General features: G+C 74.5%; 12 protein-coding genes. 6 read left to right on the top strand and 6 right to left on the bottom strand.

Annotated elements, in window-relative coordinates; genetic code table 11:
• The first annotated feature begins 7 nt into the window (after positions 1-7).
• Positions 8-1,498, top strand: a complete 1,491-nt coding sequence (locus Q5530_RS15800; protein WP_415362984.1) for an aldehyde dehydrogenase family protein — start codon at positions 8-10, stop codon at positions 1,496-1,498.
• A 129-nt stretch (positions 1,499-1,627) separates the two neighbouring features.
• On the opposite strand, the gene Q5530_RS15795 is transcribed toward Q5530_RS15800, so the two are convergent.
• Positions 1,628-3,220, bottom strand: coding sequence for a beta-N-acetylhexosaminidase (locus Q5530_RS15795; protein ID WP_415362983.1), 1,593 nt, complete (start codon positions 3,218-3,220; stop codon positions 1,628-1,630).
• A gap of 167 nt (positions 3,221-3,387) precedes the next feature.
• The gene (locus Q5530_RS15790; RefSeq protein WP_415362982.1) at positions 3,388-4,875 is read right to left on the bottom strand and encodes a CHAD domain-containing protein; all 1,488 of its coding nucleotides are present in this window, start codon (positions 4,873-4,875) and stop codon (positions 3,388-3,390) included.
• A 149-nt stretch (positions 4,876-5,024) separates the two neighbouring features.
• On the opposite strand from Q5530_RS15790, the gene Q5530_RS15785 reads away from it, so the two are divergent.
• A complete protein-coding gene (locus tag Q5530_RS15785) occupies positions 5,025-5,816 on the top strand; it encodes a hypothetical protein (RefSeq protein WP_380638360.1) in 792 nt (263 codons plus the stop codon).
• 103 nt (positions 5,817-5,919) lie between these two features.
• Here the strand turns inward: Q5530_RS15785 and Q5530_RS15780 are convergent, their stop codons facing one another.
• On the bottom strand, positions 5,920-6,588 hold the full coding sequence (locus Q5530_RS15780; protein WP_415362981.1) for an HNH endonuclease family protein: 669 nt from the start codon (positions 6,586-6,588) through the stop codon (positions 5,920-5,922).
• A gap of 83 nt (positions 6,589-6,671) precedes the next feature.
• Between Q5530_RS15780 and Q5530_RS15775 the strand changes: the two genes are divergently transcribed.
• From Q5530_RS15775 to Q5530_RS15765, 3 genes are all read left to right on the top strand, one after another.
• Positions 6,672-7,712: a sensor histidine kinase gene (locus tag Q5530_RS15775; RefSeq protein ID WP_415362980.1), complete on the top strand. Its 1,041-nt coding sequence runs from the start codon at positions 6,672-6,674 to the stop codon at positions 7,710-7,712.
• A complete protein-coding gene (locus Q5530_RS15770; RefSeq protein WP_415362978.1) occupies positions 7,709-8,362 on the top strand; it encodes a response regulator in 654 nt (217 codons plus the stop codon). The genes Q5530_RS15775 and Q5530_RS15770 overlap by 4 nt, the downstream gene beginning before the upstream one ends.
• Before the next feature lie 67 nt (positions 8,363-8,429).
• Positions 8,430-9,350, top strand: a complete 921-nt coding sequence (locus Q5530_RS15765) for a hypothetical protein (RefSeq protein ID WP_415362977.1) — start codon at positions 8,430-8,432, stop codon at positions 9,348-9,350.
• Here the strand turns inward: Q5530_RS15765 and Q5530_RS15760 are convergent.
• Positions 9,313-10,260 carry a methionyl-tRNA formyltransferase gene (locus Q5530_RS15760; RefSeq protein WP_415362975.1) on the bottom strand — a complete coding sequence of 316 codons (948 nt, stop codon included), beginning with the start codon at positions 10,258-10,260 and terminating at the stop codon, positions 9,313-9,315. The two genes, Q5530_RS15765 and Q5530_RS15760, sit on opposite strands and share 38 nt — an antisense overlap.
• Before the next feature lie 69 nt (positions 10,261-10,329).
• Here Q5530_RS15760 and Q5530_RS15755 point away from each other — a divergent pair, with 69 nt between their 5' ends.
• Positions 10,330-11,919 (top strand): amidohydrolase, encoded by a 1,590-nt coding sequence (locus tag Q5530_RS15755; RefSeq protein ID WP_415362973.1) that lies wholly within the window; start codon positions 10,330-10,332, stop codon positions 11,917-11,919.
• A 117-nt stretch (positions 11,920-12,036) separates the two neighbouring features.
• Here the strand turns inward: Q5530_RS15755 and Q5530_RS15750 are convergent, their stop codons facing one another.
• Complete coding sequence (locus tag Q5530_RS15750; RefSeq protein ID WP_415362972.1) at positions 12,037-12,666, bottom strand: hypothetical protein; 630 nt, start codon at positions 12,664-12,666, stop codon at positions 12,037-12,039.
• Between the two features lie 66 nt (positions 12,667-12,732).
• Complete coding sequence (locus Q5530_RS15745) at positions 12,733-13,143, bottom strand: MarR family winged helix-turn-helix transcriptional regulator (RefSeq protein ID WP_415362971.1); 411 nt, start codon at positions 13,141-13,143, stop codon at positions 12,733-12,735.
• Positions 13,144-13,247 lie beyond the last annotated feature (104 nt).

The following is a 13,247-nucleotide window of genomic DNA, read 5'->3' as shown; positions in this document are numbered from 1 at the left end:
GCGAGACATGGCGAGGTACGCGGCGCCCGGCGAGCCGGGCAGCGCGGTGTCGTACCGGTCCAGGTACGACCACTTCATCGGCGGCGACTACGTCCCACCCGCGCGGGGCGACTACCTCCCCGACCGGACCCCGGTGACCGGCGAGGTGTTCACCGAGGTCGCCCGGGGCACCGCGGAGGACGTCGACCGGGCCCTGGACGCGGCCCACGGCGCGGCCCGGTCGTGGGGCCGCACGTCGGCGGCCGAGCGCGCCACCGTGCTCAACGAGGTGGCCGACCGCGTCGAGGACCACCTGGAGGCCCTGGCCGTGGCGGAGACCTGGGACAGCGGCAAGCCGGTCCGGGAGGCCCTGGCCGTCGACCTGCCGCTCGCGGTCGACCACTTCCGCCACTTCGCCGGCGTGGTCCGGGCCCAGGAGGGCGGGACCTCGCGGATCGGCCGGGACCTGGTGGCCCACCGCTTCCCCGAGCCGCTGGGCGTGGTCGGCCAGCTCATCCCGTGGACCTCCCCGATCCTGACCGCCGCCCGCAAGCTCGCCCCGGCCCTGGCCGCCGGCAACGCCGTGGTGCTCAAGCCCGCCGAGCAGACCCCGGCCTCCATCCACGTGCTCCTGGGCCTGATCGCCGAGCTGCTGCCGCCGGGCGTGGTCAACGTGGTCACCGGCTCCGGTCCGGAAGCGGGCCGGCCGCTGGCGGCCGGCCGCCGGGTGGCCAAGGTCGACTTCACCGGCCGGGCCGCCACCGGCCGACTGGTCCTGGGCTGCGCCGGGGAGAACCTGGTCCCGGTGGCGCTGGAGCTCGCCGGCAGGAGCCCGGACGTCTTCTTCGCCGACGTGGCCGCCCAGGACGACGCGTTCTACGACAGGGCGCTGGAGGGCTTCACCGCGTTCGCCCTCGGCCGGGGCGAGGCGGGCACGGGCCCGGCACGGGCGCTGGTGCAGCGGAGCGCCTACGACCGGTTCCTGGCCGACGCCACCACCCGCACCAAGGCCGTGCGGCACGGCCACCCGCTGGATCCCGGGACCACGATCGGCGCACAGGTCAGCCGGGAGCAGGTGGACCGCTTCCTGGCCTGCGTCGGGACGGGCCGGGCGGAGGGGGCGCGCCTGGTCTGCGGCGGCGAACCCGCCGACCTGGGCGGCGAGCTGTCCGGCGGCTACTACGTCACCCCGGCGATCTTCGAGGGCGACGACGAGATGCGGATCTTCCGTGAGGAGGTCTGCGGCCCCCTGGTGGTGGTGACCGGGTTCGACGACTTCGACGACGCGGTGAAACTGGTCAACGACACCGACCGCGGCTCGGGCGCGGGCATCTGGTCCCGCGACGGCGGCGTGGCCCACCGGGCGGCCCGGGAGGTCCAGGCGGGCCTGGTCCGGGTGAACAGCCACCACGGCGACCCGGCGCACACCGCGTTCGGCGGCCACGTGGTGCTCGACTCCTACCAGCGGACCAAGAACCTGCTGGTCGGGTACTCGGACACGGCGCAGGGCTTCTGCTGATCCCTGTCCCGAACGCAGAACTCACCCGTCCTGAACGTACGACACGGTGGGTCTGGACGTACGACACGGTGGGTCTGGACGTACGACTCGCGGAGGGGCGGTTCGGCGGGAACCGCCCCTCCGGTCGGGTCAGCTCCGCCAGGGGACCTCGGGGGCGGGGTGGAAGTTCACGCCCATCACCCGCCACCGGTCGGCCTGCGCGGCCAGGCGCACCTTGAACGCCTCCCAGTCGTGGGTGGACCACGGCGACCAGCCCAGCTCCGCGATCGCCGGCAGGCGCGGGAAGGCCATGAACTCGATGTCCGCCGAGTTCGTCAGCGTCTCGCTCCACAGCGGGGCCTCGACCCCGTGCACGGCCTCGGCCGGCAGCCCCTCGATGTAGGCGCCCGGGTTCCAGTCGTAGGCGTCCCGCACGTCGGTGTAGCCCGCCCAGCTCAGCCCCAGCGGGGTGCTCGCGTCGTACTTCATGTCCAGGTACGCCTTGGACGCCGGCGACAGCACGATCCGGCTGCCCCGCGCCGCGGCCGCCACCATGTCCGGCGCGGTGGTCCGGGTGCCCCAGAACTGCGGCACCGCCTCCACCGGCGGACCGGACTTGACGAACTCGTGCCAGCCGGTGGCGGTCTTGCCGTACTTCGACACCAGCGGCAGGACCCGGTCCATGAACCGGTCGTAGTCCGGGTCGGCGGTGGCGTGCGCCTCGTCCCCGCCGATGTGGACGTACCGGCCCGGGGTCAGCGCGGCGACCTCGCGCAGCACGTCCTCGACGAACCGGTAGGTGATCTCCTTGTCGATGCACAGCGAGCTGAACCCGACCTCGATGCCGGTGTAGAGCGGCGGGGCGACGCCGTCGCAGTTCAGCTCCGGGTACGAGGACAGGGCCGCGTTGGTGTGGCCCGGCAGGTCGATCTCCGGGATCACCGTGATGTGCCGGGACGCCGCGTACGCGACCAGGTCGCGGTACTGCTCCTGCGTGTAGTACCCACCCGGCCCGCCGCCGACCTCGGTGCTGCCGCCGTGCGTGGTCAGCCGCGGCCAGCTCTTGATCTCCAGCCGCCAGCCCTGGTCGTCGGTCAGGTGCAGGTGCAGCCGGTTGATCTTGTAGAGCGCGAGCTGGTCGACGTACCGCTTGACCTCGTCGACCGAGAAGAAGTGGCGCGCCACGTCCAGCATCGCGCCGCGGTGGGCGTAGCGCGGGTGGTCGAGCACCCGGCCGCCGGGCACGGTGAACGGTCCGCGCTGCCTGGTCTTGGCCTCGACCCGGGCGGGCAGCAGCTGGCGCAGCGTCTGCACGCCGGCGAACAGGCCCGCCGCCGTCCGGGCCCGGATGAGCACGCCGGAGCGGGTCACGTCGAGTTGGTAGCCCTCGGCGCCGACCGACGGGTCCGCGCCGGCCAGCAGCAGCGTGATGCCGCGCGTGGACGCGCCGGGCACGACCGGCAGCCGGTAGCCGGTGGAGGGCCTCAGCACGCCGGCCAGGTACTCGCCGACCTGCCGGGCCGCGGCCGAGCCGGGGTGGGTGTGGATGAGGGTGTGCGCGCCGAGCTGGTAGGTCGTGCCCGGTCGCGGGCTGACCTGCACGGGCGCGGGCACGATGTGGTGCAACGATGTCTCCGGGGCTGCGTGCGCGGGGGTCGCCGTGCCGACCGCGCCCAGGAACAGCAGTGCGGCGAGCGCTCGACCGAGCCCGCGCCTCGCGGCGCCTTCCTTCTTTCTGGACACTGACGTCCTCCTGGCGGGCGTGCGTCAAGGGCGGCGGCCCGAATTCACCGTTACAGCCCCGCCAGGAGGTGTCAAGGTCCAGACCAATCGGCGTTCGGTCGCGGGTGAGGTGCCGAACGCGGCCACGGGTGGGGACCCGGTCGGGACCTGCTCGGGGCCCGGTGGGGTCACTTCAGCCGGGGGCGTCCGAGCTCCGGCCAGGTGGCGGCGAACCGCTCCTCCACCTGCCGGGCCGCCCCGGCCTCCAGGCCGTGCAGCAGGCCGAAGGTGAACCCGTTCTCCCCGTCCAGCTGCGCCCTGGCGCCCAGCTCGCGCAGCACCGGCCGCGCCACCACGCCGTCCTGGTGCTCGCCCAGCAGCGTCTGCACCTCCTTGACCCGGTCGCGGTACGCCTTGCCCCGCTTGCCGAACACCGGCTCGGCCACCTCGACCGAGTACCGCAGCCGCTTGGCCGACTTGCGCGCCTCGTGCAGCCCCGTGTCGTCGTCGGCGGCCGCGACCCGCTTGGCGAGCCTGCGGTAGGTCCGGGCGACCAGGTCCGGCAGCACCTTGGTGGCCTTCTTGGCCCCCAGCGGCGTGAACGGCGGGTCCTCGACCAGCGCGTCGACCGCGTCGAGCAGGGCGAAGTACCGGGGGCTGTCCAGCGCCGCCACCGCCGCCTCCTGCGCGGCGACCTCCTTCGGGGCGAAGTACCGGGTCAGCTGCGCCCGCACCGGCCCGAGCACCAGCTCCTCGTCCAGCCCGTCCACCGCCCGCTCGAACCGGTCGCGCAGCACCTCCAGGTCGCGCGCCTCGCCCAGCACCCCGGCCAGCCACTTCAGCTCGTCGGTCAGCTCGCGGGTGCGGTCGCGCGCCACCACCGCGCCGAACGCCTGCAACGCGCTGCGCATCCGCCGGGTGGCCACCCGCAGCTGGTGCACCGCGTCCTCCTCGCGCCGGCGCACCCGCGGGTCCTGGTGCTTGATCGCGTCGGCCTGCTCGCGCAGGTAGGCCCGGACCACGTCGCCCGCGGTCGTGCCCCCGGCGCCACCGCGCGACGTGGCGGACGGGAGCCGCCCGGCCAGCAGCCGCGTCAGCTTGGCCGACGACCGCGACCGCGCGATCCCGGCCTTCGCCAGCAGTGCCTCGACCCGGTCCAGCAGCCCGGTGTCGCCGCGCTCGCCCAGCTCCACCTCGATCTCGCGCCACGACTCGACGCGGGAGTCGTCGGCGGTGTCCTGCGCCGTGACCAGGTCCTCGACCACCTCGACGAGCAGCCGGCCCCGGTCGTCCACCAGCTGCCACCGGTGCCGCGTGGTCCGGATGCGGGCGACCGGCGCCAGCTCGGTGCCCCTCGTGTGCACCTGGACCAGCGAGCCGAGTTCCCGGGGCGGGTGCTTGGCCGCCCGGCCCGGTGGCAGCCGCACCTCCTCGCGGGTGTCGCCGCCGACCGGCAGCTTGAGGTGCCAGCCCGCGTCGTCACCGCCCGTGCGGCGGCGCAGCGTCAGTCCGGCGCGGGCCAGCCGCAGGTCGGAGGTGTCGTAGTAGACCGCCTCCAGCCGCTGCTCCTCGGGGCCCGCCGCGGCGGCGACGCCGGGCAGCCCGGTCAGCTCCGGCAGCCCCACACCCTCGGGCGCCTCGTACTTGCGTTCCGTCTCGTGCACCGACCTCGCCATGGAACAGGCATACACCGCTTGGTGGTGTTTCAGTCATCCTCACCCTGGGTGACGGCGCGTTAACCAGGCCGGGGGTTTGCGTCGGACCGTTGGCGTGGTTTTCCCGGTTCGTCCCTGGACAGGACCGGCCGGTGGGGTTGGCTGGTCACGTGCCCACGGAGAAGGAGCGGCTCGACGAGGTCGAGCCCACGGTCGCGGACCTCGTCGCCACCACGGAGTCGCTGAAGGCCGAGCTCAACCGGGTCAGCACGCGCCTGCGCGTGCTGGAGAGCAGGCTCTCCGGGACCGGTTCGGGCCCGGACGAGGACCTGGACGCGGTGGACGGCATCGCCGACACCGTGGCCGCGCTGCGCGCCGCGTGGGACGCGGAGCAGGAGCTGCTGGCCGACTCGGTGCGGGCCGAGCTGCGCGCCGAGGTGGCCGAGTACGAGTCGCTGCGGCAGGAGCTGGACGCCGTCGCCGGCCGGCTCACCTCCGGCCGGGTGCCGCGCATGGAGCGCGACCAGCTCCAGCACCGGGTGGACAACCTGGAGTGGCAGCTCAGCGTGCGGGAGACCGACGCGGCGGCCGCGGCCGAGCGCCTGGCCGCCGACCGGGCCGCCGCCGAGGAGCCGTGGCGCGCCGAAGCCGTGGTGGCCGGTGACAAGGCCCGCCAGGAGGTCCTGGACATCGCCCGCACGCGCCTGGAACGCGCCCTGGCCGCCGACACCCGGTTGCCGCTGTGGTTCCGCGTCGGCCTGGGCGAGATCACCCACCCGGACCCGGCGCCCTGGGTGGAGGCCGCGGTGACCCTGATCGCCTACCGCCTGGAGTACGGCGTCACCGACCCCGTCTCACCCCTGGGCGAGGTGCCCTCGGCCGGCTCGGGCATCGCCGCGTGGGTCCGCCGGGCCGAGATCCACGCCGACCTGGTGGACCAGCTGGACTCCCTGCATCCCTGAGCGGGCAGTCCTGAGCGGGCAGCACTGAGCAGGCGCTCCTGAGCGAACAGCCCTGAACGAGCAGTCCTGAGCGGGCACCCCCGGAGGGGTGCCCGCCCCGGGGTCAGCAGGTCTGGAGCATCGTCGCCAGCGCGTCGCGCTCGGCCTCGTCCACGCTCAGCGAGTACAGCGTCTTCACCGACACCACCGACCGCGCGTAGGTGCACCAGTAGTCCTCAACCGGAGGCTTCCACTTGGCCGCGTCCTGGTCGCCCTTGGACCGGTTGCTGCTCGCCGTCACCGCGAACAGCTGCAACCCGCCCAGGTCGTTGGCGAACTTCTTGCGCTCCTCGTCGGTCCACTCGGCCGCGCCCGACCGCCACGCCTCGGCCAGCGCCACGGTGTGGTCGATGTCCAGGTCGCCCGCCTGCGTCACGGTCACCCCGTCGTACGGGCTGACCCACGTCCCGGAGGTGGCCCGGCACTGGTCGTCCACCTGCACGTCCGAGCCCTGCCGCTGGAGCACGATCTCGCGCGTGTCGCAGGAGTCGCCCTGGGAGCTCCAGTGCGGGAACCGGTCGCGGCTGTAACCGGTCATCTTCCCCTCGGGCGCCAGGGCCAGGGCCGCGAGCTGCGCCGCCGGGTCGTCGCCGGGCGCGGCGGGCCTGGACGTCGTCGGCCCGCCGCCCGGCGCCTGGTCGGTGTCCGGCTCCCGGGATATGTAGTAGCCGACGATGATCACCAGGACCAACAGGACGACGCCGGCGACCGTGGACGACCGCTTGCCACTCATGCACCCATGATCAGTGATGTCGGCCGCCGTGCAAACACCCGATCCGAACACCGCACCCGAACGCTCTGGGACAATTCCCGTCCGTGCGCGTGCTTCGAATGGCGTTCGACGTGGTCGTGCCGGTCGCGGTCGCGCTGCTCTGCGCGTTCGCGGTCCTGGGCACGTCTCGGTACGCCGGGGTCGTCACGGTGCTCACGGCCCTGGCGGCGCTGGTGTCGGGCGCCGCGCTGTGGTGGCGCCGCCGCCACCCGGTCCCGGTCACGGCCGTCGCGCTCGCCGGGGGCCTCGCCGTCCAGCTGGTCGCGCCGATGACCGTGTTCCCGCTCGCGGCCCTGGTCGCCGTCGGCTCGCTCGCCGCGACCCGGCCGCCCCGGCTGTCGCTGCCCGCCCTGGTCCTGCTGCTGGGCCTGGTCTCGCTGAACTTCCGCACCACCACCGCCGAGGACGCGCGGTTCGTGCTGGCCGTCGCGGTGGTGGTGTGGGCGCTGGGCGAGGCGGTGCGCAACCGCCGGGTCGCCGTGGCGCAGGCCGCCGAGCGCGCCGTGGCGGAGGAGCAGGCCCGGATCGCCCGCGAGCTGCACGACGTGATCGCGCACGGCGTCTCGGTGATCGTGGTGCAGGCGGCCGCCGCGGACGACGTGTTCGACCGCGCCCCGGACCGGGCGCGCGAGTCGCTGCGGTCGATCGAGGCCACCGGTCGCGCCACGCTCGACGAGCTGCGCAAGCTCCTCGCCGGCCCGGACGGACGACCCGGCCTGGACCGGCTGGCCGACCTGGTCGGGCCGCTGCGGGCGGCGGGCCTGCTGGTGGACGTGCGGTGCGAGCGGCCGCCGCTGCCCCCGGGCGTCGACGAGTCGGCTTACCGGATCGTGCAGGAGGCGTTGACCAACACCCTGCGGCACGCCCGCGCGAGCCGGGCGGAGGTGCTGGTGCGCGACGACGGCGGTGTGCTGGAGCTGGAGGTCCGCGACGACGGCCGCGGCGGCGCGCCGGTCGGTCCGGGTCGCGGCATCGCCGGGATGCGCGAACGGGCCGCGCTGCTCGGCGGCACGGTCGAGGCGGGCCCGGTGCCCGGCGGCGGCTTCCGCGTGCGCGCCCGCCTCCCGCTGGCGGTGACCGCGTGATCCGCGTGCTGATCGCCGACGACCAGGCGCTGGTGCGCGGCGGGTTCCGGATGATCCTGGAGTCGCGGGACGACGTCGAGGTGGTCGGCGAGGCCGCGGACGGCGCGGAGGCCGTCGAGCTGACCGCCGCGCTGGACCCCGACGTGGTCCTGATGGACGTGCGGATGCCCGGCGTGGACGGCCTGACCGCGACCCGCGAGATCGTCGCCTCGGGCGCCGTGGCGCGCGTGCTGGTGCTCACCACCTACGACGTGGACGACTCGGTGTACGCGGCGCTGCGCGCAGGCGCGAGCGGGTTCCTGCTCAAGGACGTGCGGCCGGTGGAGCTGGTGGAGGCGGTGCGGGTGGTGGCCCGCGGTGACGCGCTGCTCGCGCCGTCGGTGACCAGGCGGCTGCTGGACCGGTTGGTGCGGGCCCTGCCCGCGCCGTCGCCCCGCGCGCTGGACGTGCTGACCGGGCGGGAGCGCGAGGTGCTGCGCCTGGTGGCGCTGGCCCTGTCGAACACCGAGATCGCCGCCCACCTGGTGCTGACCGAGGCGACGGTGAAGACGCACGTCTCCGCGGTGCTGCGCAAGCTCGGCCTGCGCGACCGCGTGCAGGCCGTGGTGCTCGCCTACGAGGTGGGCCTGGTCCGCCCGCGCTCCGCCTGAGGGATGAGGCCGGGGACCGTTCCCGCGCCCGATGTGCCGGGCGTCCGGCTCTCCTAGCGTCCGGGGCATGTGGCCCACGCTGTCCCTCCTGCTCCTCGCGCCCCTGGTCGGCGAGTACGTCCTCGGCAACGTCCCGGTGTCGGCGCTGCCCGCGCTCGTCGTGCTCGCCGGGATGTACGGCGGGGGCGCGGTGCTGATCCGCGAGGTGGCCCGGCGCACCGGTCGCGGTTGGCCGGCGATCCTCGTGCTCGGCCTGGCCTACGGGGTGCTGGAGGCGGGGCTGCTGGACCAGTCGCTGTTCAACCCGGACTTCGAGGGGCACCGGTTCCTGGAGGTGACCCCGGTCCCGGCGCTCGGCATCAGCGCGGTGAACGCGCTGGCCTTCGTGGTCGGCCACGCGGTGTGGAGCATCGGCGTGCCGATCGCGCTGGTGGAGTCCGCGGCCCGACCCGGTCCCTGGCTGAGGCGCACCGGCCTGGCGGTGTGCGCGCTGGTCTTCGTCGGGGGCTCGGTCCTGGTGTTCCGCTTCCTGCTGCGCGCCGAGGGGTTCCTCGCCACGCCGGCGCAGCGCGTCGGGGCCGCCCTCACCGTGGTCGCCCTCGTCCTGGCCGCGCTGCCGCTGCGCCCCCGGCCCCGGGTGGACCGGCGCGTGCCGCGGCCGCGGGTGGTGGGCGTCGGCGCGTTCCTGCTGTCCTCGCTGTTCGTCCTCATGCCCGACGACTGGACCGGGTTCGCGCTCAAGATCGGCTGGCTGGTCGTCGCCGCCGCGCTCGGGCTGTGGTTCGGGCGCGGCGCGCGGTGGGGCGCCGGCCACCGGTTCGCGGCGGCGGCCGGCGCCCTGGTCACCTACACGTGGCTGGGCTGGTTCCTGGTGGAGAAGTCACCCGGACCGCTGATCGCGCACGCCGTGCTCATCGCGCTGACCTGGGCGCTGCTGGTGGTGCTCGGTCTCAGGGCCGGCTCGTCAGGTACCCGCCCATGTGCGTGAAGTACTCGGTCGCGCCCAGCTCGCGGCCGTCCTCGGTGCGGACCTTCCTCACCAGCAGCGCGTGGTTGTGGCCGCGCCGGGCCAGCGCGCCCGCCACCACCGCCACGCCGTCGCCCTCGCGGTAGAAGATGCGGCCGGGCGTGCCGCCGTAGCGCTGCGCGGAGACCTCGGCCTCGACGATCTCCAGCCGCCTGCCCCGGTGAAAGCAGAACGCGCTCGGGTACGGCGCGCACTGGGCGCGGACCAGCCGGTCGAGCTCCTCGGCCTCCCACGTCCAGTCGATGCGCAGGTCCTCCTCGGCCCGCTTGTGGAAGAAGCTCGCCTTGGACCGGTCCTGCTTGGCGAAGTCCGTGCGGCCCGAGGCGATCTCGGCGAGCCCGTCGACGGTGATCGGGCCGAACAGCTCCAGCGTCTTGTGGAACAGGTCTGTGGTGGTGTCGCGGGGGCCGACCGGGACCGACCGCTGGAGCACGACGTCACCGGCGTCCAGCGTCTCGTCCATCAGGTGCGCGGTGACGCCGACCTCCTTCTCGTCGTTGATCAGCGCCCAGATCAGCGGCGAGAAGCCGGCGTAGGCGGGCAGCAGCGAGTCGTGCACGTTCAGCGTCCCGTGCCGGGGCAGGGTGAAGACGCGCGGCGGGATCCAGGTGCGCCAGTTGGTGGCGACGATGACGTCCGGGTCGACCTCCTCGAGCCGCTGGAGCAGCTCGTCGTCGTCCGGTCGCTCGCGGACCAGGGTCTCGACGCCGTGCTCGGCGGCGAGGTCGGCGACCGAGTCGCTCCAGATGCGCTCGTAGGCGTGATCGCTCCTGGGGTGGGTGACCACCAGGACCACCTCGTGCTCGGAGTCCAGCAGCGCCTGGAGGGTGCGGTGGCCCCAGGTCTGGTAGCCGAACATGACGACTCGCATGGCTGCTCTCCTTAGCCTCACCTAACTTAAGGCACCCTAACCTAAGTAGGTGGTCGCTAGCCTGCACGGGTGATCCTGGACCAGAGGTACGTGAACGGCCGGGTCGTGACGATGGACCCGGCCAGGCCGGTGGCGAACGAGGTGGGGGTGTGGGCGGGCCGGGTGGTCGGCCTGGACGCCGACGTGGCCGACCTGCCCGCCCGGCGGGTGGTGGACCTGGACGGGGCGGTGCTGCTGCCCGGGTTCGTCGACGCGCACACCCACCTGGCCTGGGCCGGGCGGGCGTCGAGGACCGCGGACATCTCCCGGTGCGCGACCGCGGCGCAGGTGGTGGACCTGCTGCGGGCCCTGCCGGGGTCGGCCGGCTGGCTGGAGGTGGCCGGGTACGACCACCGGGCCCTGGACCGGCCGCTGACCTCGCGCGACCTGGACCTGGTCGGGTCCCGGGTGTACGTGCAGGACCTGTCCGGGCACGCCTGCGTGGTGAGCGGCGACGTGCTGGAGCTGCTGCCCGCATCCGTGCTGCGGGAGGCGCAACGCGGCCCGGACGGCAGGCCCACCGGGTTCCTGGCCGAGGGCGCGCAGACCGCGGTGCGGGCCCTGCGGCTGCCCTACTCCCTCGACGAGATCGCCTCGGACGTGGCGCTGGGCGCGGCGCAGTGCGCCCGCGAGGGCGTCGTGCTGGCCGCCGAGGCCGGCGTGGGCGGCGGCCTGATCGGCAGCAGCCCGCTGGAGGTGGAGGCGTACCAGCGGGGCGACCTGCCGATCCGGGTGCAGCTGATGGTGTCGGCCGACCGCCTGGAACCCGTGGTCGCCCACGTCGCCGACGGCATCCGGCGGGCCGTGCCGCTGGGGCTGCGCACCGGCCTGGGCGGCGACCGGCTGTCCATCGGCGCGCTGAAGCTGTGGACCGACGGCGGCATGATGGCCCGGACCGCGGCCCTGACCGAGCCCTACGCGGGCCTGGACACGGCCGGTCAGCTCCAGGACGACCCGGACGTGATGCGCGCCGCGATCCTGGACGGCCACGCGGCCGGGTGGCAGCTGGCCGTGCACGCGATCGGGGACCGGGCGGTCGACTTCGCGCTGGACGCGCTGGCGGAGGCCCAGCGGGTGGTGCCCCGGCCCGGCGCCCGGCACCGCGTCGAGCACTGCGGGCTGGTGCGGCCCGACCAGCTGGACCGGATCGCCGGACTGGGGGTGGTCCCGGTGGTCCAGCCCTCGTTCCTGTGGGCCTACGGGGACGACTACGCGCGTGTCATGGGGCCGGAGCGGGCGCCGTGGATGTACCGGGGGCGGGCGTTCCTCGACCGGGGGATCGTGCTCGCCGGCAGCTCGGACCGCCCGGTGGTCGACGGCAGCCCGCTGCGCGCGGTCCAGTTCATGGTCGAGCGGCTGTCGCGGGCGGGCGCCGCGATCGGCCCGGACGAGGCCGTGACGGTCGAGGAGGCGCTGCGGGCCTACACGTTCGGCGGCGCCTACGCCTGCCGGCTGGAGCACGCGCTGGGCCGCGTCGCGCCGGGGCGGCACGCCGACTTCGCCGTCCTGGAGACCGACCCGCTGACCTGCGAGGTGTCGCGGATCGGGGACATCGGGGTGCTGGCCACCGTGGTCGGCGGGGACTTCGCCCACGACGCGGCGGGCCTCGCGGCCGGCTGACCCGAGGGTCCCGCCACCGACTGACCCCGCGGGTTCGCCGCCGATGACCCCGAGGGTCCCGCCACCGGCTGACCCCGCGCGCCGGCCCCCGGGACGGGCGGGGGCCGGCGCCCGGGGTCACGCGCTCATCCGCCAGTGGACGACGTAGCCCGCGGCCTCGGCCGCGATCAGGGCGTCGAGCTTGGTCAGGTTCGTCCGCCGCGACATCCGGAACGCCTGGCCGCGCCGCGCGTCCAGCACCAGCGGCGTGGCGCCCGGCAGCACGTCGTCCATGGTCTGCTGGAGGATGCGCAGCGCCACGTTCGCCGACTCCTGGGTCAGCGGCGGCTCCTTCACGTACACCATCACCGCGGCCCGCGACCCGTCCGGCGCGATCAGCCCCAGGTGCGGCCGCACCCGCAGCTCCAGGTCACCCGCGTGCCAGAGCGCCGACCCGGTCGGCACCCCGGTGGCCCTGGTCTCCAGCAGCCAGGGCAGGAACCCGGCCTTGATCTCCTCGAACGCCCGCAGCTGCCCGGCCCGCGGGTGGTCCAGCGCCGTGCCGACGGCCTTCTCCAGCTCGGCCTCCGGGTCGGGCGAGTTCGCGGCCCGGCGCATCGCGTCGCGCATCGGGTTGTAGAAGCCGGCGACCCAGTGCTCCGACGACAGGTAGATCCGCCGCTGGTCGTTCACGATGCTGATCCGGCCGCGCTGGCCGCTCATGACGTACTCGGTGAAGGACAGGGCGGTGACGCTGATCGGTGCCACGGCATGCTCCCCTCGGGCTCGAACTCGTGTTCGATCCTACCGCGGGGCACCGACAGAAAACGGCCCTCAAGCACGCACTTTGGCCAGCATCGGGCCCAGTTCCGGGTCCCGGGAGACCTCGCTGAAGATCGTCTCCAGGGTCTCGTCGAAGAACGTCGCCGCGGCGGCCTGGACCTCGCGCCCCGCGGGGGTGATGCAGCTGTAGACCCCGCGCCGGTCGGTCTCGCACAGCTCCCTCCCGGTCAGCCCGGACTGCTCCAGCCGGGCCACCAGCCTGCTCACCGAGCTCTGGTTCAGCCCGACCACCTCGGTCAGCTCCTGCATCCGCAGCCCGCCGTCCGGCGCCCGCACCAGCGCGGACAGCGCGGCGAACTCCGAGAGGCCGAAGTGGAAGCGCCGCTGGAGGGCCCGCTCCAGGTTCGCGTTGATCCGGTGGTGCAGCGCCCGCAGACCGGACCACGTGGCGTGGACGGACAACGTCGACCCCCTGGTGAGCGGCTCGTGTACCTCCCATCCTATGCGCGCCACCAGGGCCGGGACCGGGAACGGCCGTTCCCGGGCCCCCTCCGGCGGGCGCCACG

Source organism: Saccharothrix sp. BKS2 (assembly GCF_047689505.1).
Taxonomy (GTDB): Bacteria; Actinomycetota; Actinomycetes; order Mycobacteriales; family Pseudonocardiaceae; genus Actinosynnema; species Actinosynnema lopnurensis.
Note: the sequence above shows the minus strand (reverse complement) of the source record. Positions and strands in the feature narration are given on the sequence as shown.